This window comes from Photobacterium sp. TLY01, assembly GCF_021432065.1.
GTDB lineage: Bacteria > Pseudomonadota > Gammaproteobacteria > Enterobacterales > Vibrionaceae > Photobacterium > Photobacterium halotolerans_A.
The window spans coordinates 989,648-1,014,444 of record NZ_CP090364.1; the positions used below are offsets into that span (position 1 = coordinate 989,648).

24 protein-coding genes and 1 pseudogene are annotated in these 24,797 nt (G+C 52.0%); 13 read left to right on the forward strand and 12 right to left on the reverse strand.

From position 1 onward, the window contains the following. Positions 1 to 4 precede the first annotated feature (4 nt). The 4 genes and pseudogenes from LN341_RS04940 to LN341_RS04955 all read right to left on the reverse strand — a co-directional run bounded on the left by LN341_RS04940 (position 5) and on the right by LN341_RS04955 (position 3,727). A complete protein-coding gene (locus LN341_RS04940) occupies positions 5 to 814 on the reverse strand; it encodes an SDR family oxidoreductase (RefSeq protein WP_234204193.1) in 810 nt (269 codons plus the stop codon). Further along, positions 798 to 1,532 (reverse strand): TenA family transcriptional regulator, encoded by a 735-nt coding sequence (locus LN341_RS04945; protein ID WP_234204917.1) that lies wholly within the window; start codon positions 1,530 to 1,532, stop codon positions 798 to 800. The genes LN341_RS04940 and LN341_RS04945 overlap by 17 nt, the downstream gene beginning before the upstream one ends. Before the next feature lie 630 nt (positions 1,533 to 2,162). Next, positions 2,163 to 3,101: pseudogene (locus LN341_RS04950) on the reverse strand (AMP-binding protein); the annotation flags it as partial. Further along, on the reverse strand, positions 3,098 to 3,727 hold the full coding sequence (locus LN341_RS04955; RefSeq protein ID WP_234204194.1) for a thermostable hemolysin: 630 nt from the start codon (positions 3,725 to 3,727) through the stop codon (positions 3,098 to 3,100). The gene LN341_RS04955 and the pseudogene LN341_RS04950, both read right to left, overlap by 4 nt. Before the next feature lie 313 nt (positions 3,728 to 4,040). On the opposite strand from LN341_RS04955, the gene LN341_RS04960 reads away from it, so the two are divergent. After that, the gene (locus tag LN341_RS04960) at positions 4,041 to 4,265 is read left to right on the forward strand and encodes a hypothetical protein (RefSeq protein ID WP_046219436.1); all 225 of its coding nucleotides are present in this window, start codon (positions 4,041 to 4,043) and stop codon (positions 4,263 to 4,265) included. A gap of 39 nt (positions 4,266 to 4,304) precedes the next feature. Here LN341_RS04960 and LN341_RS04965 read toward each other — a convergent pair whose 3' ends face one another. Then, entirely contained in the window at positions 4,305 to 5,105 is an 801-nt protein-coding gene (locus LN341_RS04965; protein WP_046219435.1) for a response regulator transcription factor, read from the reverse strand. 376 nt (positions 5,106 to 5,481) lie between these two features. Between LN341_RS04965 and LN341_RS04970 the strand changes: the two genes are divergently transcribed. The 5 genes from LN341_RS04970 to LN341_RS04990 all read left to right on the forward strand — a co-directional run bounded on the left by LN341_RS04970 (position 5,482) and on the right by LN341_RS04990 (position 11,134). Continuing rightward, the gene (locus LN341_RS04970) at positions 5,482 to 6,498 is read left to right on the forward strand and encodes a substrate-binding domain-containing protein (RefSeq protein ID WP_370643733.1); all 1,017 of its coding nucleotides are present in this window, start codon (positions 5,482 to 5,484) and stop codon (positions 6,496 to 6,498) included. Positions 6,499 to 6,554: 56 nt separating this feature from the next. Beyond that, positions 6,555 to 8,042 (forward strand): sugar ABC transporter ATP-binding protein, encoded by a 1,488-nt coding sequence (locus LN341_RS04975; protein WP_234204196.1) that lies wholly within the window; start codon positions 6,555 to 6,557, stop codon positions 8,040 to 8,042. A gap of 16 nt (positions 8,043 to 8,058) precedes the next feature. After that, positions 8,059 to 9,036 (forward strand): ABC transporter permease, encoded by a 978-nt coding sequence (locus LN341_RS04980; protein WP_046219432.1) that lies wholly within the window; start codon positions 8,059 to 8,061, stop codon positions 9,034 to 9,036. A gap of 37 nt (positions 9,037 to 9,073) precedes the next feature. Next, on the forward strand, positions 9,074 to 10,684 hold the full coding sequence (locus LN341_RS04985; protein WP_234204197.1) for a glycoside hydrolase family 3 N-terminal domain-containing protein: 1,611 nt from the start codon (positions 9,074 to 9,076) through the stop codon (positions 10,682 to 10,684). A gap of 198 nt (positions 10,685 to 10,882) precedes the next feature. Next, the gene (locus LN341_RS04990; RefSeq protein ID WP_234204198.1) at positions 10,883 to 11,134 is read left to right on the forward strand and encodes a GlsB/YeaQ/YmgE family stress response membrane protein; all 252 of its coding nucleotides are present in this window, start codon (positions 10,883 to 10,885) and stop codon (positions 11,132 to 11,134) included. A gap of 61 nt (positions 11,135 to 11,195) precedes the next feature. Here LN341_RS04990 and LN341_RS04995 read toward each other — a convergent pair whose 3' ends face one another. The 6 genes from LN341_RS04995 to dinG form a co-directional block, all read right to left on the reverse strand. Next, complete coding sequence (locus LN341_RS04995; RefSeq protein ID WP_234204199.1) at positions 11,196 to 12,536, reverse strand: hypothetical protein; 1,341 nt, start codon at positions 12,534 to 12,536, stop codon at positions 11,196 to 11,198. Between the two features lie 206 nt (positions 12,537 to 12,742). Next, complete coding sequence (rsmS, locus tag LN341_RS05000) at positions 12,743 to 12,946, reverse strand: pleiotropic regulatory protein RsmS (RefSeq protein ID WP_046219428.1); 204 nt, start codon at positions 12,944 to 12,946, stop codon at positions 12,743 to 12,745. After that, positions 12,946 to 13,911: a histone deacetylase gene (locus tag LN341_RS05005; protein ID WP_234204200.1), complete on the reverse strand. Its 966-nt coding sequence runs from the start codon at positions 13,909 to 13,911 to the stop codon at positions 12,946 to 12,948. Before LN341_RS05005 ends, rsmS begins: the two co-directional genes overlap by 1 nt. Before the next feature lie 2 nt (positions 13,912 to 13,913). Next, entirely contained in the window at positions 13,914 to 14,468 is a 555-nt protein-coding gene (locus LN341_RS05010; RefSeq protein WP_234204201.1) for a primosomal replication protein, read from the reverse strand. Between the two features lie 30 nt (positions 14,469 to 14,498). Then, entirely contained in the window at positions 14,499 to 15,272 is a 774-nt protein-coding gene (locus LN341_RS05015) for a TSUP family transporter (protein ID WP_046219426.1), read from the reverse strand. 7 nt (positions 15,273 to 15,279) lie between these two features. Further along, a complete protein-coding gene (gene dinG / locus LN341_RS05020) occupies positions 15,280 to 17,370 on the reverse strand; it encodes an ATP-dependent DNA helicase DinG (RefSeq protein ID WP_234204202.1) in 2,091 nt (696 codons plus the stop codon). A gap of 549 nt (positions 17,371 to 17,919) precedes the next feature. On the opposite strand from dinG, the gene LN341_RS05025 reads away from it, so the two are divergent. Together LN341_RS05025 and LN341_RS05030 are read left to right on the forward strand one after the other, a co-directional pair. Further along, positions 17,920 to 18,888, forward strand: coding sequence for a porin (locus LN341_RS05025; protein ID WP_234204203.1), 969 nt, complete (start codon positions 17,920 to 17,922; stop codon positions 18,886 to 18,888). A gap of 90 nt (positions 18,889 to 18,978) precedes the next feature. Beyond that, complete coding sequence (locus LN341_RS05030; protein WP_234204204.1) at positions 18,979 to 19,608, forward strand: DUF2057 domain-containing protein; 630 nt, start codon at positions 18,979 to 18,981, stop codon at positions 19,606 to 19,608. A 45-nt stretch (positions 19,609 to 19,653) separates the two neighbouring features. Here LN341_RS05030 and LN341_RS05035 read toward each other — a convergent pair whose 3' ends face one another. Further along, positions 19,654 to 20,016, reverse strand: a complete 363-nt coding sequence (locus LN341_RS05035) for a hypothetical protein (protein ID WP_046219423.1) — start codon at positions 20,014 to 20,016, stop codon at positions 19,654 to 19,656. 376 nt (positions 20,017 to 20,392) lie between these two features. Between LN341_RS05035 and LN341_RS05040 the strand changes: the two genes are divergently transcribed. The 5 genes from LN341_RS05040 to recR all read left to right on the forward strand — a co-directional run bounded on the left by LN341_RS05040 (position 20,393) and on the right by recR (position 24,743). Then, a complete protein-coding gene (locus LN341_RS05040; protein WP_234204205.1) occupies positions 20,393 to 20,794 on the forward strand; it encodes a YbaN family protein in 402 nt (133 codons plus the stop codon). Between the two features lie 138 nt (positions 20,795 to 20,932). After that, positions 20,933 to 21,493, forward strand: a complete 561-nt coding sequence (gene apt, locus LN341_RS05045; RefSeq protein ID WP_046219615.1) for an adenine phosphoribosyltransferase — start codon at positions 20,933 to 20,935, stop codon at positions 21,491 to 21,493. 189 nt (positions 21,494 to 21,682) lie between these two features. Next, on the forward strand, positions 21,683 to 23,779 hold the full coding sequence (gene dnaX / locus LN341_RS05050; protein ID WP_234204206.1) for a DNA polymerase III subunit gamma/tau: 2,097 nt from the start codon (positions 21,683 to 21,685) through the stop codon (positions 23,777 to 23,779). A 28-nt stretch (positions 23,780 to 23,807) separates the two neighbouring features. Continuing rightward, on the forward strand, positions 23,808 to 24,137 hold the full coding sequence (locus LN341_RS05055; protein ID WP_046219420.1) for a YbaB/EbfC family nucleoid-associated protein: 330 nt from the start codon (positions 23,808 to 23,810) through the stop codon (positions 24,135 to 24,137). Between the two features lie 3 nt (positions 24,138 to 24,140). Next, entirely contained in the window at positions 24,141 to 24,743 is a 603-nt protein-coding gene (recR, locus tag LN341_RS05060) for a recombination mediator RecR (protein ID WP_046219419.1), read from the forward strand. Positions 24,744 to 24,797: the final 54 nt, after the last annotated feature.

Here is a 24,797-nt window from a genome sequence, read left to right on the forward strand (position 1 = left end):
GAGATTAGATGACTTCGGCTTTGATGAGGTACTGGCGAATCGTTTTACTTTGTTTTCGGATGGCGCTGGCGACCGGCGCGGGAAAGATCTGGTTGACTCTGACCCAGAGTTTCTCCGGCCATCCCAGCCAGCGAACTTGTGTTTCTTTGATAAGACATTGCATCACCTGCTCAGCAACCCAGCGGGGATCATCAATTTGATTACCCAGTTGCTGATTAAGCTCAGTGACTGCGGCTGAATTGAGTGTGGTGTCAGTCGCACGGGGGGCGAGGTACAGCACTTGCACGCCGGTTCCGTCCAGCTCACGGTGCAGCGCTTCACTGAATCTTTGCAGTCCGGCTTTGCTGGCACAGTAAGTGGTGTAGCCGGGATAGCCGATTGCTGAAAATGTCGAGCCGATGTTGAGGATCAGCGCTGGACGGGAGAGCCAGTTCAGGGCCTGTTGGCACAGAAGAACCGGCACGGTCAGGTTCAGGTGAATCTCATTGCTGATGCTGGCTGGTTCACGTTGCGACAGACTGGCAAAGCAGTTACTGCCGGCATTATTAATCAGGCCGTGAATCGGCGTGCCTCCCCGTTTCCATTGCTGGCAGGTCTGGTGAATCGTTTCAATGCCTTGCGGTGTACTCAGGTCTGCCACAATCAGGCGATGTGAATCAGGCTGGTTCAGTGAAAGCTGCAAGGCTCTGAGTTTGCTTTCATTGCGACCAACCAGAATCAGGCTGGCGCCGGCGTCGGCCAATAGAGCGGCAATCTCAGCGCCGATCCCTCCACAAGCGCCGGTCAGCAGCAAGCGTTTATTGTTGATATCCATGCAAGATCTCCTGTGCACCTAAAGGTAACCTATGGTCTGATTCGTGCTGCTTGGGTAGGGGCAGGGAAGCCAGCATCTGGCCGTAAAGGTCATAGACCATATTGGCGCTTTCGATAATGGCGCGTTGATCTGCGGGATCGTCAATCCGGTTCATCAGGCTTTCAAAGGTCTGAATATGGCTCTGATCCAGCTCACTGTGTGACTTGAGATAGGTCATGGCATTATCAGGCAGGCCGAGTACTTGCTGGATCTGCTGAGCAATCTGACCCCCAATACTGACACTGGTCCCTTCCAGCACCCAGACCATGCCGAACAGTCCCATCGGATTACGACGGTCTATCTGGTGATAGAGGTAGGACACCATGAGTTCAATCGCGGCACTGACCCGGCCAACTCCCTGATTTTTGCGAACCGGGTCGGGATCTCCGCCGCAGGCTGCAATGTCGTTCAGAATCCAGGCCTGATGGCCCATTTCTTCTTCAATGTAATGCCCCAGGGCCTGACGAAGCCATTCGTCGTTTTCGGGTAATTTGCTGCCGCAAGCCATCAGCAGAGGCACCGTATGTTTGACGTGATGATAAGCCTGCGTCAGAAAAGCCAGATACGTCGTGTGATCAATCATCCCTTGCTGGCAGGCCGCAAAGATGGAGGCATTTGTCATGCGGCTGCGGGCGGCTTCTGTTTCTGTTCTCAGGGTCTGGAAAAATCCCGAATTCATAGGGGGGTCCTCATGGGTCTTGTACGAAGTGAGCGCAAGGCGGTCTGGCTGTGTGGCAGCGGTGTAAACGGACAATAACGGCCGGCGGTTGAGCGAGACCTGTGCCGCTTTCTGAGCGACGAGCAGGGCAGGCATAAAGGAACGATGCAGCGCATCGCGTTTGGGGCGGCCATTGGCCGTCATCAAGCCCGGGATATGAGACAGTGGCTGGTCTGTGATGATCAGATTGCCGATTCGGGCGTAATCCGGCAGCTGTTGATTCAGTGCTTGTATCGCTGGCAGCACCGAGTCCGGTGACTGACTGAAAAGGATGCCGCTCAGCGTGAGTTGTGCGTCACCAATCACCACCATGCCAAACAGCGAGGGAAATGCCTGGGCTTCCGATTCAATCCATTCTGGCGAGACATTCCGGCCAAAGCTGGTGATCAGCAGGTTCTTGCGCCGGCCGGTGATATGGAGAAATCCGTCGTCATCCAGATAGCCTGTGTCACCTGTGTTGATGAGGTCTGGGCTTGGTTCTTCCCCCAGGTATCCCAGCATACTGTTGCCGCTTACCTGAATGTCGCCCTCGGCCGTGACGCTGATTTTTGAATGGGGAAGGGGGCGGCCACAACTACCGGGTTTGCTGGCACCGGGCAAATTGAGACTGACGACAGAGCCGCACTCAGACAAACCATAGCCTTCATAAGCCGGGATATTCAGCGCATGTGCCTGTGCCATCAGGGCGGGGGCAACCCGCGCGCCACCGACCGCCACAAATTGCAGTGACCTGACCAGCGCCGGCTGCTGAGTGGCAATCTGACAAAGCGCCATCAGCAATGCCGGGGTCAGCACCAGACTCTCTGGCTGATGTTCGGCCAGCACCTGCGCGAAACGCACCGGATCAAAGGTACTGGATCCCGTCAGGCCAACCGACTCTCCCGGTAAAATCACCGAAGTTGCACCCAGCAGCAGTGGCACATACAGACCGGTAATGTTCTCCAGCAAGGTTGTCAGCGGCAGCATGACCAGATGTTTTCTGGGACGGACACTCGGGGTGATCGCATCGGCTAATGCCTGGCTGGTGGTCGCCAGATGATGCGGACTCAGGCAGACCCCCTTCGGCTGGGCGGTGGAGCCTGATGTAAAAGTGACTTTGCCGGTCTGAGCTGGGAATGCGGCTGACCGGCCGGGGGATGCAATCCGGTAAAACGGCAGACTGGCAATCTTAGCGGACCCGGTCTGATCGCCGGTGAACCAGTGTCCCCAAAGTCCATCAACCTGTGACGCAGTGAGCAGGTGCCGGATTTGTTGGTCAGAGAAAAAATCCGGCACAGGTATCAGCACTTTTTCTGCGGCCATGGCCGCCAGATCGGCAATCGCCCAGGCCGGTCCATTCTCGGTTTTGAGGGCCAGACAATGAACCTTTTGCTGGTTCAGCGAGTGGGCAGCCAGAGCAACCTCATCAGCCAGTTGACTGAAACTGAGGTGGGTGGCTTCACCGGTATCGGGATCGCGTCCCTGAAAAGCAATCTGCCGGGGCGAGGTGTCCGCGAGTTCAAACAAGCGACTCAGGATCAGGTTATTCATGCCTGTCCTCCCTGAGTGGAGCTGATCGCAGACAGGGATGTCTGCTGCCGTCGGGTCAGGGTTTGCAGGCCAGCTGCCAGATTGCCTCCCGAGACTCTGGGCTGGTGACAATAATAAGTGCCCCAGATTTTTTCCGCATCAGGAATGCGATCAGCTGATGCATCAGCAAGTATGTGAGGGGTTAATCCCAGCCGACGCATCATGGCCTGCAGTGGCCCGGTCGCGGTGAAAATACACCAGTGATAACCCAGGTTGACCAGATAGTGGGCTATCAGGGTGAAGTGCAGAGACGACATCCCGTTAGAGAATGCCGCAAGCTGTCCGAATTCAATCAATTCGCAACGGGAGACCGTCAGGCCCAGTTTTTCTGACATCAGCCGATCGGCAGGCTGATCCAGATACTGTTCCAGAAACAGCGGGCCTGTGCCGGCAGACTGGTAACCACACACGGACAGCAGTTGATTCTGTGCATCGACCAAGGCCAGAAAATCAGGCATAAAGGTGTTGATACGCGCCTGAAAGGCAGAAGCATAGCGCGAGGCGACATAAAATTCTGTTTTCTCACGCAAAGGATGATCTCTGTCAATATGCATCAGAGTGAGTTTGTTAGCATTATTCTGATTCATCGCACACTTCCCTTTAAGGTATGTATACACACCTTAGAAAGGGAAACTTAAGACAGACTTAAGACATAAAATTAATCATCGAATCTTTGCGCCTTTTCAGTCGCCATGAGGTGATAGATTGATTTTAGTTATGTTTCCTCTCTTTAATATTTGTGACCTTGCTCCTGATGATTCAAGTGGTACGTCCAGATTATTGAGGGATATGTCAATTTCTTACAGGAAATTAACGTTTAACATAAATGTCACATTGAGATTTATTCTTGTCATATTTTGTTGCGATGATGACCGCCAAGGAAAGGAGTGTAGAAGCGCAATGAACATGAAAATTCGAGCCAATCATCTGGAACCTATGGGATTTGAAGAGTTTTCCCGTTTAATCGATATGATGCCGGCTTCTCGCAGTCCTGTGAAAGTTGAGCCGCTGCTGGGCAAGGTGCTTACCCATCACTCGGGTGAAGCACGGGAAGGGAAGATTGTGATGCTGTCGTCCGGTACAACTCAGTGGCCGAAACGCCTGCGCACTGTGAACGGGTGTTAAGTCAGGCGTGTGACGCAGACAACGCTAGATCAGGGATGATTATTTCTTTTCCAGGCTTAACAGGTAATTCCTGAGATTTACCCCTCTGTTTGTGATTCCCAGTTTGTTGCGTAAGCTGTTTCTGTGGTTTTCTACTGTCTTGCGCGCCACATTCAGGGTACTTGCAATTTCCTTACTCGACATCCCGCCTCGAATAAATTCTGCAACCTGTAGCTCCGACGGGGTCAGCACCTCCAGCAAACGGCTGTTCATCCCCGGCACATCGCTGAGCAGGTTTTCCATATTGGATTTTACGATCTCAAGGCACATTTTCAGTCCGGGATCCTGCACCTGCTTCAGGCGGGCTTCTACTTCCGGTAAATGAATCTCGCGCACTTCCCGCTGTAAATGCTCAGGCAGATGCTGCTCCGATGCCGTGGTCAGGAAACTCAGGGAGCTGGCAAGCTCGTTGATGATCTTATAATCCTGCTCTATGGCTGACAGTTTCGGCTCGGCTGCATGGTCGTCCTTGGCTTTGATGTGCAGGCAATAGACAGCAGGCGCATTTCCCTCTTGCAGACACAGTGTTTCGAAGGTCAGGTTGGCGACAGAGAATCGGCATTGATCGGTTTGCTGCTGCAGTACCGCGCGGATCTGCGCAAGATTCGCCGGGCCGACCAGGAAAACGAGATCATCCAGCTGTTTGAGCGTGAGTGTGGCAACCGGGTAGTTACTGGCGATCACCTGCTCATTGCGATCAAAGGCAATGAAGTAGATATCGTGATGCGCCAGGATTTGCTGGTAAATGCCGGCTGTGACCTGGGCTGTGCTGTTGTTTTGATTCGCGGTGTGCTGACTCATGTTTCCTGGATACCTCGTCGGCGACTGACCGCGGCCTTGGTCAGTCTTACCCTGCCATGATACCCAGATTTTACCTATCAATCACCTGGCATTTTTGTTTATAGGTATTTAGTGAGTAATTTATCTCATTCCATTGTGTGTTCTCTCCTGCGATTGGCCTGATGAATGATTTATCTGTTGATTTTTCAATCATTAGTGTGATTGTTATCACTATGTAAAAACAATGTGTCGCGATCTTGATCGCATTAAATACCTAAAAAACACCTATATTAATACTCATGTAATACTCAACACACAGGTGGGACAGGGAATGAAACTGAAGAAAATCGCTCAGGTATGCCAAACCTTAGGCTTCTCAGCGCTTTTGGCGGTGGCTATGCCGTCATTAGCAGAAGTCACTTCAACGCAAGGGCCAAACGGAGAAACAGCCACGCCTTACACTGAGGTGACATTAAATGCCTCGCAAGAAAGTGCGATTAAAAGCAAGGATTACACTGCGGCGATTCTGATGCACAGCACCTCAGATTGGTCGAACGCCCTGATTGATGGTGCGAAAGACATGTTTGCCGAACTCAATATTGATGTCGTGGCCGTGACAGACGCGGAATTTGATGCCAACAAGCAAAAAACCGATGTCGAAACCACCATGGCCATGAAGCCTGACATTCTGATTGCGCTGGTGGTGGATCCGGTTTCCGGCGCGGCGGCCTTTAAGCCCGCGGTACAACAGGGCAGCAAGCTGGTGCTGATCAGTAACCTGCCCAGTGGTTTTGAGCACGGTAAAGATTATGCCGGTATCGTGACCGATGATTTGTTCCAGATGGGGAAACTGGCCGCCGACATGATTGCCAAAGCCGTGGGTGACAAAGGCAAAGTCGGGTTTATTTATCACGAAGCCAATTATTACGTGACGAATCAGCGTGATCAGGCGGTCCTGACCAATCTGCAGAAAAACTACCCGGGTATCGAGATTGTGGCAAAACGCGGGATTGCCAATGCGAATGACGGCGAGGTGGTTGCCTCGGCACTGATTACCCAGTACCCGGATATGACCGCCATTTATGCCCCCTGGGACAGCATCGCCGAAGGCGTAGTTGCGGCAACGCGCGCCGCAGGTCGTAAAGACATCAAAGTGGTGACCATGGATCTCGGTGCTGCCAACGCGCTGGATATGGCTAAAGGCCGAAACGTTGCCGGTATCGTGACCGATTTGCCTTATGACCTGGGCCAGACCCTGGCCCGCATGGGTGCGCTGGCAAAACTGGGTGAATACACGCCACCTTTTGTCACTGTCAGTGCCAGTGCCGTGACCCGCGACAATCTGGCGGATGCCTGGCAGCAGGCGCTGCGCCGAGAAGCACCGGCTTCCGTGCAAAAAGCCCTGCGTGACTAATTGGAATGACAGGTATGCCAGGGTGCAGTCGGCATACCGTTTGAAAGAGGTATTCAATGGAAGTGAATGCAATTGAAGCCCGTCGCCTGAAAAAAGGCTTTGATGGTAATCCGGTGCTTAAAGAGGTGAATTTCACCCTGAAAGCCGGAGAGGTCCATGCCCTGGTTGGCCAGAATGGCGCCGGTAAATCGACTCTGGTCAAACTGATCAATGGTTTCCATCAGCGGGACGGTGGTGAGATCCGTCTTTTTGGCGAAGCGAGTGCTTTCGCGACTCCGAAAGAAGCCCAGGCAAAAGGGATTGCGATGGTCTATCAGGACCTCAGTCTGATCCCCAGCCTGAGTGTGGCGGACAACATTTTTCTGACGCACTCAAAGCAGCGCTCTGCACTGATCTCCAACCGGGAGCGAGTACGCGAGGCCGAACCGATACTGGCAACACTCGGGGTCGATATCGATCCTCGGCAGAAAGTGGAGACCTTAAGCGTCGGGGAGCAGCAGTTTGTTGAGATCGCCAAAGCCATGGCGATGGATGCCCGCATCCTGGTGCTGGACGAACCGACGGCCTCCTTGTCGAACAATGAGATTAATGCGCTGTTTGCGGTGATTAAAAATCTGAAAAGCAGAGGCATTTCAATTATCTACATCACGCATTATATGAGCGACATTATGCGTATCTGTGATGCGGTGACTGTGCTCCGGGATGGTTATACGGTTCTGGAAACTCAGACCGCAGACACTTCAGTGGATGCGCTGGTCGAAGCCATGCTCGGCAGTAAGACAGACACGGAATTTGTCTGGGATCGGCCTGTCGCTTCGCACTCAGCAACCGTGCCCTTGTTAGAGTTGCGCGATGTGACAACTGCTGATCTTGATGCGGTCTCGCTCAAGGTGATGCCGGGTCAGGTGGTTGGTCTGGCTGGGTTACTGGGCAGCGGCAGAACAGAAATTCTGGAAGCCATTTATGGCTTAACGCCTGTTTTAAGTGGCGAAGTGCGGGTAAACGGTCAGCCGGTGAAGATTCACTCTCCCCGCCAGGCCATTGAAAACGGGATCAACATGGTGCCGGAAGAGCGCCGTTCGCAGGGGCTGGTGCTGGATTTCTCTGTCGAAGATAACGTTTTGATGGCGTCGTTTGACCGGATTTCCCGATCCATGGTGCTGGATAAAGCCAAAGGCCAGTCCATGGTGGAAGATACCATTCAAAAACTGGGGGTGAAGACCACAGGAGTGTCTCAGCCGGTGCGTTTTTTATCCGGCGGTAACCAGCAAAAAGTGGTCATTGGTAAGTGTCTGTCCACCGACGCGAAAGTCCTGCTGCTTGATGATCCGACCTTCGGCATAGATATCAATGCGAAGTACGAAATCATGAAAATTGTGAATCAGTATGTCGCTCAGGGGAATGGCGTGATTTTTGTGTCCAGTGAATATGCCGAAGTCGGCAGTTTCTGCGATGTAATTTATGTGGTCAACAAGGGGCGGATCGTTCGCCATTTCAGTGGCCAGCGGATGACGGAAGACGCACTGCTGGCAGCAGTGCAGTAAGGATAAGGAATTGCGTATGAACGAGAAAACACTTCAGCCGCCACGGACAAGCCGCATTAACTGGCGCGATTACATTATTTACTTTGTCTTTATCGGCATCTTCATCTTCTTTTCGGTGATGCTGCACGATAAAGGATTTCTCACCTCAGTGAACCTGATGAACATTGCTCGTCAGACCGCAACCATTGCCATTATGGCGGTCGGCATGACCTTTGTGCTGAGTGCGGCCGAAATTGACCTGTCGTTTGGTGCAACGGTTGCGTTAGCCGCCATTGTGTCAGCCCTGACACTGCAGGAAACCGACAGCATTTTGCTCGCGGTGTCTGCCGCCCTGATGGTGGGGACCATGATAGGTTTTGTGAACGGCGTCTTTGTGACTCAGGTGGGGATTCCATCTTTTCTGGTCACGCTCGGTACCACAGGTATTATCACGGGCATTGCCCGCTGGTCGACGTCGTTGCAGTCAATTCCGATTGACAATGATACCTATACCTTCATTTTTGGCTCCGGCGACATCGGCCCGTTTTCCATCCTGTTTATCTGGACCATTATCGTCACCGTCATCGGCGCCTTTGTGCTGCGCAATACCACTTTTGGTAAGCATGTGCTGGCGACGGGGGGCAACAAAGTTTCTGCCATGTATTCAGGGATCAATGTCAACCGTATCAAGCTGTATGTGCTGATGCTGAACGGTTTTCTTGCCGCGTTGGCCGGTATCTTGTACTCAGGTCGTCTTTACAGTGCCCGTTACACCTTAGGTGAAAACGATCTGATGCTGGTGATTGCTGCCGTGATCATCGGCGGTACCAACCTGTTTGGCGGTAAGGGGACTGTGATCGGCTCTGTGATTGGGGCGCTCATCATGGGCATGGTCAACAATGGCTTGATTCTGATGGGGCTGAATGTCGATCAGCAACTGATTCTGCGCGGCATTATTGTGATTGTGGCGGTGACTTTCACCATGGGCCAGATTCGCCAGTTACGTAAGAAATAACGTTTTTACTTTGATTAAGGATGATGGGGAGAGAAACATGGCTGCAGAAACACAAGTGGCGGAGCTGATTGCTGGCTGGACACTCAAGGAGAAAGTGGGTCAGTTGTTTATTCTGGCATTTCCCGGCAAGTCTGCCGAAGCGGCACGTAAGATGGTGGCCGAGTATAACCTGGGGGGATGTTACTTAAGCCAGGATAACGCGGAAACCTTCACTGAAGCGCATCAGCTGAATCAGTCGCTGGATGTCATCGTCAAGCACCACCACCGCTTACCTTTGTTACTGGGCGTGGATCAGGAAGGCGCCTGGGGCGTTCTGGTGGGTGAGTCGACGACCGGACCGGGCAATCTGGCGCTGGGAGTGCCGGACACGGTGACGGGTACAGAGCGCATGTATCAAGTGATCGGTGATGAAATGCGTTATGCCGGTTTTAACTGCATTCTTGGTCCCTGCTGTGATGTGAACTTTAATCCGGAATCGCCGATCATTGATACCCGTTCGTTTGGCGATCAGCCAAAGAAAGTCAGTGCCCATTCTGCTGCTGCGGTTCGCGGATTACACCAAGGCGATATCACCGCCTGTGCCAAGCATTTTCCCGGCCATGGTGACACGCAAGGGGACACCCACAGGGATATTCCCCGCGTCGATAAATCGTACGATGAGCTGAAAGCCAATGATCTGGCGCCGTTTCAGGCCGCGATCAATGCCGGCGTGGATCTGGTGATGACCAGCCACATTCTTTATCCGCAGCTCGATGACACTTACCCGGCGACACTGTCATCAGTGATCTTGCAGCAGGTGCTACGCAAGGATATGGGATTTGACGGCATTATTATTTCCGACAGCATGAACATGGGCGCCATCCAGCATCATTACACGCCGGTCGAAGCCGCCGTCCGGGCCATGCAGGCCGGGATTACCATGATCATGCTCTCAGAAGAGCATTATGATCATTCAGAGGCGTATCTGGATAAGCAACTGGCGATGATTCACGGTGTGATTGATGCCGTGAAATCTGGCGAACTGTCTGAGCAAGTGATTGATACCGCGTTACAAAAAGTGGTGCGCTTTAAACTGGATAAGCTGCTGCCCATGCCGTTGTTCCACAAAGTGTCGATGCCAGCCAGCCAGATCGTGGCCAGGAATGCGGCAGAAGCGGCGGTGACCTGGGTGCGTGGCGGCGTAGAGACCAGTGGCCAGAAACTGTACGTCATCAATGCCACGCCAGCGGCCAGTTACCATAACCTGATGAACCCCCGAGGGATTGGTCCGAATCAGTCTCAACCGGCTTATGAGGCATTCATCCAAACCCTGCGCCAGACCGAAGCAGTGTGGCAGGAGGTCAGTGTTGACCAACTCCCTGACAGCTGCAGCGATGGTTATCTGGTGGTGATTACAGAAAATCATCCGTTGCCCGGTGAAGACTTTGATCAGGTGCAGGCTCAGCAACTGGTTCAGCAACTCAGTCAGGACTTCAGCAATCTGATCGTTGTGGCATTGCGCAGCCCGTATGATCTGCTGCGCTATCCCAGCGTCTCTCACTACCTCTGTGCCCACTCGTCCCGTCCTGAAAGTGCTGCCGCGGCAGCCAGGGTGCTGGCAGGTGAGCACGCAGCCGGACATGGCTGTGCGGTGAGCCGGGTAGACTAGCGATATAAGAATAAAGATAAGCGGGTTGAACTCGCATTAGCAATCAAGGTTCCTTGAGATATCTCTCCCGGCACTCTGTGCCGGTTTTTTATGTCAGAGATAAAATCTTTCATTAAGAATTAATTGCGATACATCATCACGGGAAAACTCAGCTAAGCTTCTTTTGAACGTGGTCAATTCCGATGAGAGGAGTGAAAAATGGGTATTATTTCCTGGATTATTCTGGGCCTGATTGCGGGTGCACTGGCCAAATGGCTTATGCCGGGTGAAGATGGCGGCGGCTGGATTGTGACTATGGCTCTGGGGATTGTCGGTGCTTTTGTCGGGGGCTGGATTGGCAGCTTAATTGGCCTGGGGCCAGTTACCGGGGTGAATATTGGCAGCCTGATCACCGCAACCCTGGGGGCATTTATTGTCTTGCTTGTTTATAACAAGTTTATTCGTTCTTAGTTGTTTCTCTCCTGACCAATAAGCCGCTCGTGTTGAGCGGCTTATCCGTCATCGTGCAGGGTTACGCGGCAGGCTCGGCGGATGGCTCAGTAGGGTGTTCCTCCGGTGCTTGTGGCGCGGCTTCCGCTTGTATTATCGGTTGAATGAGCTCAATGGCGGTGGCCGGAGACTCGGGTGTCTGGCTTGATTTTTCCGCCGGATGGCTGTTAACGGTCAATTGGGCAATTTGCTGGATCAGCAGATTCTTTTCAGCCACATGCTGGCGCTCCAGTGCGGCAATCTGAGCTTTCGCTGCCACCAGTGAGGCAGCCAGCTCATCACCGCGCTGGGTCTGCTCTGCCAGCTGGTTTTTGGTTTGCGCAAAGCGGCTGGCTTCATCGCCTTGCTGATTCAGGGTTTCATGAATTGTGGTCACCAGTGTTTTACCCTGATCTGGAATGGGCTGATTACGCAGGTCATCTGTGCCCAGCGCCTGACTGATCGACAGCAGAATGTTTTCATAGCTCAGAATGTGGCGCTCATAATCACTGGTTTTCATCGCTTTCAGCTGTTTGACAACATGCGCGATATGCCGGGTGTGTGCCAGAGCGAAAGCCGTTGCGTCCGCTTTTTGCTGAATCAGGCTTTTTGCGCGGGGTTCAGCGTGAATGAACGCTTCTGTCGCCTTGAGCGTCGTCTCGGCATGCCTCAGAGTTTCGGGAGCATGCTGTCCGGCCTGTTCGTTCTTGAGGCGCTGGAGTGCTTTCTGACTGTCCGCCAGATAAATCGTTGTTACTGTATCCACTTCTAAAGCGCGCTGTTGTCGTAACAAATCCGCCTGACCTTGAATGGCGCTGTCATGGTCATTTTCAGCGATGTCATCCACGAGCTTTTTCAGCTCTTTTTCAGCTTGAGCCATGGCCTGAGGGAAATAAGCCGTGGCATTGATTCGGTTTAACTCGCTGCGGTTACTGAACGCTTCGCTCAGTATTTTCATGGCTTCTGCTTGCGTGTGTTTGGCAGATTCAATCTGCTGGCTGAACTGGGTTAAGGCTTCCTGGGTTGCTTCCAAATAGGTTTTCGACGAAAAAATCCCAATGGTGTCGTTCGCCTTACTGGAATCCAATTCATATTCACTGAAGTATTCCTGTGCATCGTTCAGCGACGTTCTGGCCTCATGCATGGTCTCTGTGGCAAACCAGGTCAGTTCGCCGCTTTGTGCAAAAGTCTGTTCGGCTGTGTTGATTTTTGCCTGCATGTCTTTTATCGGATCAATGCTGGTAGCAGTGGTGCCGGCATTTGTTTCAATGGTTGGACTGGCAACTGATGCTGAGTCTGAGGCGCAGCCGGCTAAGAGCAACAAGCTGGCAATACTGGTGAGTTTTATGCCGTTCACCACAGAAGGTTGGAATCGTTTGGTCATTCTTCTTTATCCCTGGAAAAGCAAACCACCATCAGGTATCCGTTCTGATACTGGCTGATTCATTATTCTTATCAATCTGAACCGGTATTTTAGAGAAGAACAGAATGAATCTGAATTGATATATTGCTTTTTAAGATAAATAAAAATCGCGATTATGAAACGACGGGGTTTATTTTATTTTTCGTCATTATTTTGACGGCCTAAGCTTATTCATCGCTTTTTCGTTGCAGTTTCGCTTGCAGATCGGTTTTGACGATTTCCAGCGCGGCCAGTGCCAGTTCGGGGTCAACCTTGTTGGTTTCCAGCAGATAGATCAAATCCACCGCCAACTGCACTTCTTTCGGGGCGTCGGTGAGAGAATGTTTCACTGTGTTTGGTTCGGTTGACTGTGTCGGTTGTTTTTTGTTCATCATGCATCCTGAAAGTCAAAAGCAATATCTGGTGCGGTGAATTGTTTATCGGGTTGATGGACGGCCAGCGCTGCCCAGAAGAGCTGGGCATGGATATGAACCAATTGCTGGTGATCGTCACGATATCCGCCTCCGACCACAGCGGCAAGCGGGATGTTGTTCTCGTGGCACTGGCTGATGACAAAATGATCCCGCTGAAAAATACCCTCAGTGGTGACGTTAAAATAGCCGAGTGCGTCGTGCTGGTGGATATCCACCCCGGCATCATAGATCACCAGATCAGGCTGATGCTGTGCCAGCGCCAGTGTCAGCACAGCTTTGAAGGCTGATAAATATTCATCGGTATTTGTGTCGCGCGGTAAGGCTAAGTCAATGTCAGAGTCAGGCTTGCGCGCCGGAAAGTTTTTGTCGCAATGGACGGAAAAGGTCAGGATATTGTCATCATTGGCCAGTAAGGTGGCGGTCCCATCTCCGTGATGGACATCGCAGTCAATGATCATGACCTTATCAATCTCAGGCCGCGTCAGGGCATGACGGGCCGCCAGAGCCAGATCATTAACCAGACAGAAACCACTGCCGAAGTCATAGTGTGCATGGTGATAACCGCCACTTAAATGCAGACTGATACCGTACTGACAGGCTAAATCTACAGTCATTCGTGTGCCGCCTGCCGAGGTCAGGGTCCGCTCGATCAGCTGCGGACTCCAGGGAAAACCAATCCGGCGCATTTTTGCTGCGGGCAAGGTGTTGTTGATCAGACTGTCAATATACTCGGCCTGATGCAAGGTTTTGAGGAGATCGGGCGTGACTGCTTCTGGCTGGAAAAAAGCCACATCAGCCCATGTTTCTATCTGTTTTTCCTGAGTGAGATGCAGGAACAAACGTTCATATTTGGTGATAGGGTATCTGTGCTTTTCTGGCAGAACCAGCTGAGAGTACACCGGGTGATAGACGAGTGGCAGCATAGTTACCCTTTGCGTTCAAGCTGTAGGATTGCCTTTTCAAGGCGGGTCATGGCCTGCTGGCAGCGGGCAAGCCGGCCTTCCAGTGCAAGCAGTTGTTGCTGCAAAGGCTGACGTGAACTGGCTTGCGGTGCCTGTTCCAGCGCAAATGCCTTGTCTTTCACCATCGCGGCAAGCCGCCTTTCCCAGTCCTGATGCTGCGCCAGTTCATCGTACAGCTCATGCAGGGTTTTCCGTTGTTTGACCTGGTATTTCGGCTCGGACTCACGAATCTGCTTGGTGGCCATTTCCCGCTGTACCGCTTGGATCTGGGCCAGAATTTTTTCGCAGACATAACGGGCTCTGGTAGCGTGTAACCGGCCGGATGCCTGCTCGTTTTTCAGTGCCGCAATTTCCTGCTGAATCTCGCGAACACAGGGGACCAGCAAGCGGGACTGGCCGTGAAATAATTGTTTGTCAAAAAGAGGTTTACTGCTTTCTTTGCGCTGATGATCCAGTGCTTCGGCAGGAGAGAGCAGCTTGTCAACCAGATCAGAAAGGCGATGGAGATCGTTCGTCATCGCTGTTTTTCCTCTTATCGTTTTCTTCGTTTAAAACCAGGCTTGCCAGGCCAGCCGGATGGCCAGAATAACCACCACGGTGACAAATACAGGTCGAATGAACTGACTGCCAAAGCGAATGGCAGAGTGCGCGCCAATGTAAGCGCCGAGCATCAGGCAGACGCCCATGGTCAATCCAAGGGCCACATTGATATGACCGAGTATGGCAAAGGTTATCAGCGAGGTCAGGTTGCTGGTGAAGTTCATGGCTTTGGCCAGGCCTGAGGCCAGCAAGATGTCCAGTCGATAGAGCGCCATGCTCGACACCGTCCAGAATGCTCCGGTTCCCGGCCCGGCTAAACCGTCATAAAACCCCAGCCCCGTGCCTTGCAGCCACTGTTTACGCTTCAGGCTGGCATTGGGCTCTGGCAACTTGTGACTGTCAGCTTTCGGGTGCGGATGCCAGATGGTATAAATTGCTGCTGCAAGAATGATCAGCGGGAGCACTTTCTCCAGCCAATCAGTACTGATGATATTTACAACCAGCGTACCTGTTACGGCGCCGATCAGGGTTGCCACAAACGAGGCTTTCCAGAACGCCGGGGAAAACAACTGCTTTTTATAGTAAGTCAGCGCGGCAGTGGAGGAGGCAAACGTCGCCGCCAGTTTGTTGGTGCCTAACGCGATGTGCGGTGGCAATCCTAACGACAACAAGGCCGGGACGGTCAGCATGCCGCCGCCGCCAGCGACCGCATCAATAAAACCGGCAGCCAGCGCTACCAGACCGAGAATGAGCCACATACCCGGATCTATCATTTCAATCATTAATTATTCATTTTTCTTTGATGGTGTGTTCAATTACGCGCTTAAATGGCGGCAATGAATCAAGCAGTGCTTTGCCGTAGCGCCGTGTGATGATCCGTCTGTCGAGCAGCACAACTCTACCAAAATCCTGCTCTTTGCGCAGCAGTCGGCCCACAGACTGGATCAGCTTCTTACTGGCTTCCGGTACGGCAATCTGTAAAAAGGGATTGCCGCCCCGGCTCTCTATGTATTCCGCATGCGCTTCCTCAACTGGTGAGGTCGGAACGCCAAACGGTATTTTTGTGATCACCAGATTTCTCAGAAGATGCCCGGGTAAATCGAGGCCTTCTGAAAAGCTGCCGGTGCCGAACAGAATGCTGGCTTTGCCTTGTTCACAATTACTCTTGTGTTTATCCAGCAGGATTGTACGTGACTCCTCGCCCTGTACCAGCAGTTCCCAGCGGTTTTTTTGACAAAGCGGCTTTAAGGCTTCGGCAACCTTGTTCATCTGCCAGTAGGAAGAGAACAGCACCAGGCTGGCCGTTTCGCCTTCAAAATACTCAGGTAAGGTTTCTATCAGTAAGTCAGTGAATTGCTCTGCCTGTGGCTCGCATTTCATCTGCGGGATCACCAACCGGCCGTTATTCTGGTAATCAAACGGCGAGGCGAGGGCGAGAAAGCGTGTTCCTTCCGTTTCGCTGATCCCGGCCTGGCGGCAGAAATAACTAAATTGATTCAGAGCCCTGAGTGTCGCTGACACTAAAATGGCACCTGCTGCCCGGCTCCACAGGAGCTGATCGAGACGATAGCCGATTTCCAGCGGGGAGACCTGAACGATAAAATCCCCGTCCTGCTCCGGGTTTTTTTCCAGCCAGCGCGCTAACGGGGCGCCCTGATCTTTGATGGGTTGCGCCATGAGCGACCAGACTTTCTCCAGATTTTCAAGCCGCTGCAGATAGTGGCCTGATTCTGCCAATGCCGGCTCTGCACTGCGCGCCGGTACTTCGTCATCTTTCAGGCGCTCCGTGATCATGTCATGCATTTTTGCCAGAGATTGCCTGGCTTTTTTGCTGGCATCACGGCAGCCCTGCGCCTCTTCTGCCAGCCAGGCAGGCAGTTCGCCGTGCGGAAAACGGTAACTGCCGTCTTTGCTGAAGACCGCTGGATCGACCTGACCAGCCAACTGGCGTAACGTCGGCACTAAGTGCTGGATGGATTCCTGCAGGGTATTCTGAAAACGGCCAGCCTTTTGGGCGTCAGCCAGATCAGCCAGCTTACTGACCGACTGATTGAGTTTTTCCAGCCAGTTGCTGGCACCTTTCAGGCTGGCGGCCGCAGCGGAAAAGTCCCTCGCCACTTGCGGCAGGTGGTGCGCTTCGTCAATGGCATAAATGGTGTGTTCAGGCTCTGACAGGATAATGCCACCGCCTAATTCCAGATCGGCCATCAGCAGCGCATGGTTGGCAATAATCACATCGGCTTTATCCATGTGCTCTCTGGCTTTCGCAAAAGGGCAGCTTCTGTGTTTGGCCATGCCGGAATTGCAACTGTGCTTATCCGAGACGATTTGCTGCCAGACACGATCCGGTACCACTGTGGGCCAGCCGTCTCTGTCACCATCCCACTTTCCCTGCTGCCAGGCAGCAAGCATCCGCTTGAGTAAACCGAGATCGGACTTTTTCGGCTTCTCCTGCCAGAGCGCCAGCTGACTGTCGTCCTGGCCGACACAGCTGGCTTCAAGGCGATGACTGCAACAGTACCGCTGACGCCCCTTCGCCAGAATAAAACTAAATTCTTTCGGAAAAATTTGCCTGAAAAGCGGTAAATCCTTATGCACCAGCTGCTCTTGTAAGGCAACGGTTGCCGTCGCGATCAGTACTTTTTTGTTATTGAACAACGCGAATGGGATACAGCCCATCAGATACGACAGAGACTTGCCGATACCTGTACCAGCCTCTGCAACCAGCATGCGCTGTTTATCATGGTATTCGCCCGAGAGCGTTTTCGCGATTTCAGCAACCAGATAGTTTTGCGCACGACGAGGTATAAAATGCTCAAGTTGTGCACTCAGGTTGGTATAGCACTGTTTAATATCAGTTTTTATCTGGTTGTGAAGCATGATTGAAACTTAATGTCGGCAGGGCCCGCCATTATAACACGAAGCTCTGAGCGTGGGCATCTTGGTGAGACTCGTGCATTTTTGACTTGAAATGGGATTCTCCTCACGAAATAAGATTGAACCCTGGTTGAACGACGTATTGTTAACTACTTGATTAATGTGATTATCTGTTTTTGTTGTTTTTAGTGGATTAATATTCTGTATTGTGTGTGTGTTCTATGTTTTTGTGGCTATAAATTCTTTTATTTGGCGCTATTAAGTAACCATTAAATTCCATGTGATAAGTGTGTGCTTGTTAAATTTCTGCTAAATTTTTCTCATAACTTATTGAAATTAAAGGATGTATGAAAAATTTGTTGTTACACAGTGAGAATTTGACATGGTAATAATTTCTCTGTCAGGATGAGTTCCGCAAGTTACGCCATCCCGGCATGGTTTTGCATGGTCAGGTTTTTCTGAACCGCACACAGGCTGCCGGGAAGGGATATAAAAAAACAATAGGGATTCTGGAAATAGGAATTCCATCCATAAGAAAAGGCAGTGGATATCATGAAAAAAACGCTAATTGCACTATCTGTACTGGCTGCAGGCTCTGCAAACGCCTCTGTAAACCTGTTGGATCAAGACGGTGTTCTGGTTGACTTGTCAGGTACTGCTGAAGTTCAGCTGTATCAAGGCATTCAGTCTAAAGATGCAGACGTTGATCCAACTGTTCGTCTGGACGACGGTGACATCACGCTGAACACAACTGTTCCAGTGAACAACAACCTGAACGTGGTTGCTGGCCTGAGCTTTGACCTGGCTGCAACTGACAAGTCTGGCGCAACAGGTGACTTCTTTGTTGACGAACTGTACGCTGGTTTCCAGGGCGCTAGCTTTGGTACGCTGACTTTCGGTCGTCAGTACCTGATCTCTGATGATGCTGGTATTGGTAAAGATTACGAGTTGGGTAAAGAACAACTGGGTCTGGGTCCAACTCAGGGCAGTGAAGTAATCAAGTACGTTTACGACAACGGTCAGTTCTACTTCGGTACGTCTTACGACATCAACGCTAGCGAAGAAGTTAAGACAGAAGTAAATGGTGTAGAAGTCGTTTCTTATCCGAAGAATGGCGGCATCTGGGATGCACGTCTGGGTGCCCGTTTCGGCGGTCTGGACGTTCGTGGCTACTACTACACATCTGAAGATGTAAACACCAATGGTGACGTAGACGGCTACAACATCGAAGCTGAATACGTATTTGGTGCTGTTGCTCTGGCAGCCTCTTTCGGTAACGTTGACATTGAGAATGTTGGCGATTCTGACGTAATCGAAGCCGCTGGTTCATACACCATGGGTAAAAACACTTTTGCCCTGGGTTATGTCTATGCCGATGCTGACGAAACTAACAACGTTTACGCTAACGTGACTCACCAACTGCACAGCAACGTGAAGTTGTACGGTGAGCTGGGTTGGGCTGACGGTGATATTAACGAATATGACCTGGGTTACGTTGCTGGTATCGAAGTACTGTTCTAAGAACGGTTTCTACTAGTACACAGATATTGCAAAAGCCGCCGTTTGGGCGGCTTTTTGTTTTGGCGAACAAGATAACAAGACTGATTGGCTATGAGAAAAATTCTATTGATCGCATCGCTTTTGGCGACGCATGTGCAGGCAGCAACTCTTTCGGTAAGCAATGGCATTGAGTTGTTAGTGGTGGACGGTAAAGAAGTGAGTACGTCGCTGTGGTCACGCGCGACAGAGGTGGAGCTGCCTGCGGGTAAGCATCAGGTGGTTTTACGTTATGATGCCGAACTGAAAAACGGCAGCAAGAACACCATGTATACCACCCGGCCTTACTTGTTTGAGTTAACGATGCCGGCGCAGGATGCCCGTATTGAGCTGCCAGCGATGGTTGCTCTGAGTCAGGCTCAGGCTTATTTTCAGCGCGGTCCGGAGTGGACGTTGGTGCTGGCCGATGGCAGCAAACGCGTTTTGCCATTTGTGGAATTACAGGGCGATGGCATTGCAGCCTTCAGTGATATGGAAAAGTTGGTTGCTGAATATAACCGCCAGCACGGGATTACCTTTGAGCAGGGCTATGCCGTTGATCTGCAGCAAGCGGCAGTGGCAGTCGGCCAAGACGGCAGAGTAGAAATTACCGGTGATTCGCTGGCGCAACTGAAGTTGTGGTACAGCAAAGCGAAACCTGAAGAAAAGGCCGCCTTCAAGGCATGGATGGCGAACCAGCCATAAAGGCGAGACGCTGTGGGACAATACCACGATCAGTTGAGGGGCTGGTTATGAGCGCTGATGGTGGTATTTACTGTGTGACTGGCACTGATGGCAGCGGGGCTGCGCGGGGTCCTGCGCAAGCGTGGCTTTATCAATCGGCTCTTCGCAGTCGGTACAAATGCCGTATAAATCTAGTCGTATCGCACAGAGTGCGGCATCAATGGCTTCCAGGCGCCGTGCTTTCGATCTCAGTTCTGGTTCGGCACTGTGCGTGGCCAGCGTCAGTAATTCGTTGATGGCTTTTTCGGGCTGTTCTTTTTCTGTACTGTCAGCACGAATCGCATTCAGCGCTGAATAGAGCTCCACTGACAGTGCCTCATATTCTTGCTCGAGTCGAGTGGACTGCTGTTGCAGGTAATCACGATTCATAGAGAGACTCCTAGGTAAACTGAATCACAGTGTATGCCTAAACGCCTCGCCAATACTGACTTAAGTCAAAGCAACGGCAGAATAACCCTTCTTTTTGTCGGTTTTTGTTATCAACAGAATGCTTTATAGTTCCTTGCTGTTTTTATGTGGCCACTTTGCCACTTTTTTCTATTTTTCAGTACGTTAAACTTTGGAAAAGGAAGATATAATGGAACATGATTTCAAAGAACCGTATAATCTGAATTACTTTATCGGTTTTCTGATTGCGATGCTGCTGCCAACATTGCCTGCGAGCCTGACTTGGCTGGGTATTCTGAGTAACTAATCCGTCAGCAGCGGAAAGCCTGAAACAGGCTGAAAGTAAAAGAGAGGGAATGTGAAACAACTGATCTGGCGAACCCTGTTGCTGGTTTCCGGCTGGTGTTTCGTAATCTTAGGTGTGTTGGGCATTTTCCTTCCTCTTTTACCGACCACTGTCTTTCTATTGTTAGCCAGCGCCTGCTTCATGCGTGGCTCCCCCCGAATCCACGCCTGGTTACACAGCCATCCGAAATTGGGACCCGTACTGGATAACTGGCATCAGCATCATGCCATCAGCCGGGCAGTCAAACGACGTGCTAACCTCACCATCACGCTCAGCTTCGCTTTCTCTATTTTTATCGTGCCGGTCGCCTGGGTGAAAGTTCTCCTGTTTGTGATTGCCATTGTGCTCTTGGTTTGGTTCAACCGTTTGCCTGTCAGGGAAATGGCATGTTCGGAACGCGGAGAAAGCCGTTAGCACCTGTGAGCTCTTACATTTCAGAGTGAAAGTTGCCCCTTCCTGTAAAAATCACTACTATTTGCGCCTAAACTGCCTGATCACAGGCGTCAAATACCTAAACAGACTGCTGTAAATATGCAGCCGGTGGAAAAGACTATGAGCCAAGATACCCTTGTTCAAGATGATTTCAGTTTGATCAAAAGCAGCATCAAGACGATTCCGGATTACCCTAAGCCAGGCATACTGTTTCGCGATGTGACCAGCCTGATGGAAGACCCGGCCGCATACGGTGCGACGATGCAAATTTTTCATCAGCAGTTCAGTGACAAAGGGATTACCAAAGTGGTTGGCACTGAGGCTCGGGGCTTTCTGTTTGGCGCTCCGCTGGCGCTTGCTCTGGGTGTCGGTTTTGTACCAGTGCGCAAGCCGGGTAAATTGCCGCGCAATGTGATCAGTGAAAGTTATGAGCTCGAATATGGTCAGGACACGCTGGAAATCCACGTAGATGCCATCGTTGAGGGCGATAAAGTACTGCTGGTTGACGATCTGCTGGCAACTGGCGGTACCATTGAAGCCACCACCAAACTGGTTCGCCGTTTGGGCGGCATTGTGGAAGATGCGGCTTTTGTGATTAATCTGCCTGAGATTGGTGGTCAGCAGCGTTTGCGTAATCTGGGTCTTAATGTCTTCAGTATCTGCGATTTTGACGGCCATTAATGCATCCGTTTTGTTGACAATCAGGGGATGTAGATTTTCAGGTTCATCTGTTGCCACTCACAATCTGGAATGAGAAACATCCCCTTGAGTTCTCTCGCGCCTTTTACCTCCCTGTGCTAGCATGGTCGACTGGATTCAGTCTGGCGGATCACCGTCACTGATTGATCGGATTCTGTAGGATTTATCACCATGAGTTACCAGGTTCTGGCTCGGAAATGGCGACCACATCGTTTTGACGATGTGGTGGGCCAATCCCATGTCCTGACAGCCCTGACCAATGCGCTGACACATAACCGACTTCATCATGCTTACCTGTTCAGCGGCACCCGCGGGGTGGGTAAAACGACCATTGCCCGTCTGTTCGCTAAGGGGCTGAACTGTGAACAGGGCATTACTGCATCCCCCTGTGGTCAGTGCCACACTTGCCTGGAAATTGAGCAAGGGCGTTTTGTTGATCTGCTGGAAATCGATGCCGCTTCCCGGACTAAGGTGGAAGACACCCGGGAACTGCTGGACAACGTGCAGTACAAACCGGCACGGGGGCGCTTCAAGATTTACCTGATCGATGAAGTGCACATGCTGTCTCGCCACAGCTTTAATGCTTTACTGAAAACGCTGGAAGAGCCGCCAGAGCACGTCAAATTTATTCTGGCGACCACAGATCCTCAAAAGCTGCCAGCGACCATTCTTTCCCGTTGCCTGCAGTTTCATCTCAAGCATCTGGATAATACGCAGATCCAACAGCAGTTGAGCCATGTCCTGACAGAAGAAGGATTAAGCTTCGACAGCAAAGCCTTAAGCCTGCTGGCTCGGGCTGCAGAAGGCAGTATGCGTGATGCCCTCAGCCTCACCGATCAGGCGATTGCGCTGGGCAATGGCCAGGTGCAGTCTGACACAGTGGCGGCTATGCTCGGCACGCTCAATACAGAACAAGCTCTGTATCTGCTGGAAGCGATGGCACAGGGACAGGCTGAGCCTGCGATGGCCTGCCTGGCAGAGCTGGCCGCTGTTGGTGTGGAATGGGATAGCTTGCTGAGTGAATTGGCAGCGCAACTCCATCGTGTGGCGATGTATCAGGTGTTACCGGCTGCGCTTGATTTGTCTGCACCCGATGCCGACAGAATCGTCCAGCTGAGTCAATCCATGCCGCCGCAAGATGTCCAGCTCCACTATCAGATTGCTTTGCAGGGACGTCAGGATCTGCCTTTAGCACCGGATGGCCGTACCGGGCTGGAAATGGTATTGCTGCGTATGCTGGCCTTTCGTCCCGTCACTGCAGGCGCATTAACCCCGCAGGCAGTGCCAGTACCGGCATCAGCCCCAGCGGGGCGTCCGGCTGCGCCTCAGACAAGAACGGCACCTCAAGGCATGCCACCGGTTCGACCGGCAGTGCAGCCAGAAGCGGCAAGGCCAGCACCTGAAGGTGACTCACGGCCGCAATCAGTTCCGGCACCTGCGCCTGAATTGCAACCGCCGTCTCAACCTGAGAGAACTGGACTGCCGCCTGAGCACAATCCGGCGCAATTGGCCACACCACAGGCTTCATCCCCGGCATCCGGGTTGCTGGCGGCAAGAAATCGCTTGCGCAGTCAGAGCCGGCGAGGCCAGGAACTCGCTGAACCAAAAAAGACTGAACCGGCGTCGGTGAAGAAACCTGCTTCCAGTGTGCTGGAGCGGATTTCGAACCAGCACGCCGGTCGTCGTTCTCAGCAGGCAGGAATGAATCACGGATCGCCGGTTGCTGAGTTGCCGGCGACAGAGCCGGCCAAAGCCGAAGATTATCAGTGGCAACCGACGAGTCAGCCTGAGCCTGAGATCCAGGCGCCAGCCGTGATCGCGCCCACCGAGCTCAAGCAAGCGCTGGAGCACGAAAAAACACCCGAGATGGCAGAACAGCTTGTCAGTGAAGCGGCAAAACAGGATAGTTGGTCAGAGTTGGTGACCCGGTTAAATACGGATCGTTTGGTACAGCAACTGGCATTAAATTCTGCGATGGAGCAGCAGGGGAGTGATCTGACACTGTATCTGCGTCCGTCTCAGCAACATCTGGATACACCAAAAGCCAGAGCTCAGTTAAGCACAGCGCTGGCTGAGATACTGGAACAAGAGATAGAATTACACATTAAGCCTGGTGATAATGGACGTACCCCCCTCGAATGGCGGGAGTTTATTTATCAGCAGAAACTGGATCAGGCGAAGACAAGTCTGCAGCAGGATCCTCACGTGACTTTCATCTGTCAGCGATTCAGTGCTGTTCTTGATGAAGAGAGCGTAAGACCCTTATAAATTAACCAGACCGATAGAGAGAGAAGATATGTTTGGTAAAGGTGGTATGGCGAACATGATGAAGCAGGCGCAGCAGATGCAAGAGCGTATGCAGCAAATGCAGGAAGAAATCGCCAACATGGAAGTGACAGGTGAAGCGGGTGCCGGTATGGTCAAAGTGACCCTGACCGGCAGTCACAGCGTTCGTCGCGTCGAGTTGGATGACAGCTTGATGGAAGACGATAAAGACATGCTGGAGGACTTGATTGCAGCGGCTTTTAACGATGCTGCCCGTCGTATCGAAGAAGCACAGAAAGAAAAAATGGCCAGTGTGACCGGCGGCATGAACCTGCCCGCTGGCTTTAAGATGCCATTTTAATCAATGCGTACCAGTCCGTTACTTGAGCAGTTGATGGACGCGCTGCGCTGCCTGCCCGGTGTTGGGCCAAAATCAGCGCAGCGTATGGCTTTCAGCCTGTTGCAACGCAACCGTCAGGGGGGCCTGCAACTGGCTGATGTGCTGGGGAAAGCCATGACGGAAATCGGTCATTGCCGCGACTGCCGCACGTTTACGGAAGAAGACGTGTGTGCGATTTGCGACAATCCCCGTCGCCTGGAAAATGGCCAGATTTGTGTGGTGGAAAGCCCGGCAGATATTATGGCCGTTGAAGCAACAGGGCAGTTTTCAGGCCGGTATTTTGTGCTGATGGGTCATCTGTCGCCTTTAGATGGCATCGGTCCGAGCGATATCGGGCTGGATGTGCTGGAATACCGCTTGCAGAATGAACCCATTGCTGAGCTGATCCTGGCCACCAATCCGACGGTTGAAGGTGAGGCCACGGCGCATTTCATTGCTGAGCTTTGTCAGGCCTACCAAGTACCTGCGACCCGGATCGCACATGGTGTGCCGGTTGGCGGCGAACTTGAGCTGGTGGATGGGACAACCCTGTCGCATTCTCTGGCTGGCCGGCAGAAGCTGTATTAACGCTTTTTTTCCGTATTCCGACGTACTATGAATAACCGACGCTCATCGTCGGTT

Coding starts and splice junctions, on each gene's coding strand:
- LN341_RS05005 (WP_234204200.1), bottom strand. CDS start 13,911: ATGCTGCCACTCGTCTATCACCCGGTGTACTCTCAGCTGGTTCTGCCA.
- LN341_RS04955 (WP_234204194.1), bottom strand. CDS start 3,727: ATGAATCAGAATAATGCTAACAAACTCACTCTGATGCATATTGACAGA.
- LN341_RS05015 (WP_046219426.1), bottom strand. CDS start 15,272: ATGATTGAAATGATAGATCCGGGTATGTGGCTCATTCTCGGTCTGGTA.
- LN341_RS04990 (WP_234204198.1), top strand. CDS start 10,883: ATGGGTATTATTTCCTGGATTATTCTGGGCCTGATTGCGGGTGCACTG.
- LN341_RS04965 (WP_046219435.1), bottom strand. CDS start 5,105: ATGAGTCAGCACACCGCGAATCAAAACAACAGCACAGCCCAGGTCACA.
- LN341_RS05030 (WP_234204204.1), top strand. CDS start 18,979: ATGAGAAAAATTCTATTGATCGCATCGCTTTTGGCGACGCATGTGCAG.
- LN341_RS04970 (WP_370643733.1), top strand. CDS start 5,482: ATGCCGTCATTAGCAGAAGTCACTTCAACGCAAGGGCCAAACGGAGAA.
- LN341_RS04995 (WP_234204199.1), bottom strand. CDS start 12,536: ATGACCAAACGATTCCAACCTTCTGTGGTGAACGGCATAAAACTCACC.
- dnaX (WP_234204206.1), top strand. CDS start 21,683: ATGAGTTACCAGGTTCTGGCTCGGAAATGGCGACCACATCGTTTTGAC.
- LN341_RS05055 (WP_046219420.1), top strand. CDS start 23,808: ATGTTTGGTAAAGGTGGTATGGCGAACATGATGAAGCAGGCGCAGCAG.
- LN341_RS04940 (WP_234204193.1), bottom strand. CDS start 814: ATGGATATCAACAATAAACGCTTGCTGCTGACCGGCGCTTGTGGAGGG.
- LN341_RS04960 (WP_046219436.1), top strand. CDS start 4,041: ATGAACATGAAAATTCGAGCCAATCATCTGGAACCTATGGGATTTGAA.
- dinG (WP_234204202.1), bottom strand. CDS start 17,370: ATGCTTCACAACCAGATAAAAACTGATATTAAACAGTGCTATACCAAC.
- recR (WP_046219419.1), top strand. CDS start 24,141: ATGCGTACCAGTCCGTTACTTGAGCAGTTGATGGACGCGCTGCGCTGC.
- LN341_RS04975 (WP_234204196.1), top strand. CDS start 6,555: ATGGAAGTGAATGCAATTGAAGCCCGTCGCCTGAAAAAAGGCTTTGAT.
- LN341_RS04945 (WP_234204917.1), bottom strand. CDS start 1,532: ATGAATTCGGGATTTTTCCAGACCCTGAGAACAGAAACAGAAGCCGCC.
- LN341_RS04980 (WP_046219432.1), top strand. CDS start 8,059: ATGAACGAGAAAACACTTCAGCCGCCACGGACAAGCCGCATTAACTGG.
- LN341_RS05025 (WP_234204203.1), top strand. CDS start 17,920: ATGAAAAAAACGCTAATTGCACTATCTGTACTGGCTGCAGGCTCTGCA.
- LN341_RS05035 (WP_046219423.1), bottom strand. CDS start 20,016: ATGAATCGTGATTACCTGCAACAGCAGTCCACTCGACTCGAGCAAGAA.
- rsmS (WP_046219428.1), bottom strand. CDS start 12,946: ATGAACAAAAAACAACCGACACAGTCAACCGAACCAAACACAGTGAAA.
- LN341_RS05010 (WP_234204201.1), bottom strand. CDS start 14,468: ATGACGAACGATCTCCATCGCCTTTCTGATCTGGTTGACAAGCTGCTC.
- apt (WP_046219615.1), top strand. CDS start 20,933: ATGAGCCAAGATACCCTTGTTCAAGATGATTTCAGTTTGATCAAAAGC.
- LN341_RS04985 (WP_234204197.1), top strand. CDS start 9,074: ATGGCTGCAGAAACACAAGTGGCGGAGCTGATTGCTGGCTGGACACTC.